Origin of the sequence: Corallococcus sp. AB049A, assembly GCF_003668885.1 — a bacterium.
GTDB lineage: Bacteria > Myxococcota > Myxococcia > Myxococcales > Myxococcaceae > Corallococcus > Corallococcus interemptor.
The window spans coordinates 1-566 of the sequence record NZ_RAWL01000916.1; the positions used below are offsets into that span (position 1 = coordinate 1).

The following is a 566-nucleotide window of genomic DNA, read 5'->3' on the forward strand; positions in this document are numbered from 1 at the left end:
GGTGAAGTCGAACATGCAGGAAGTGCGCGCCCGTGGTGGCGAGCTGTTCGTGTTCGCCGACCAGGACAGCAACTTCAATGAGTCCGAAGGCGTGCACGTGATCCGCACGCCGCGCCATGCCGGCGTGCTCAGCCCGATCGTGCACACCATTCCGGTGCAGCTGCTGGCCTACCACACCGCGCTGGCACGCGGCACCGACGTGGACAAGCCGCGCAACCTGGCCAAGAGCGTGACGGTGGAGTAACACTCCCGGATCCGTTGAATGCTGCATGCGAAAAGGGGCCCGCGTGGCCCCTTTCGTTTGCGTGGTCGGCCATGCCAAGTGGGACAGCCACCGGGTGTTCTGTCCGCCGTCGGCAGCAGGCAATCATTCTTTAATGCGCGGCATCGGCTGTATTCAGCGGCGGTTTCAGCCGCGGTGCCATTCTCTGGATCGTCGGTTGGTTCCCACGACGAACTGTCCTATCGATGCCGGTAGTGACCGATGGTCGCAGTCGTAGAATCGATTTGACCGAGGTCCGGGTTGAGCGGTTGAGCCCACCTCGTTCGCGTTGCAGCACATCGCC

1 pseudogene is annotated in these 566 nt (G+C 62.9%); it reads left to right on the forward strand.

Annotation, left to right across the window (positions count from 1 at the left end):
• Nucleotides 1-244, forward strand: a pseudogene (locus tag D7X55_RS45915) (glutamine--fructose-6-phosphate aminotransferase); the annotation flags it as partial.
• Nucleotides 245-566: the final 322 nt, after the last annotated feature.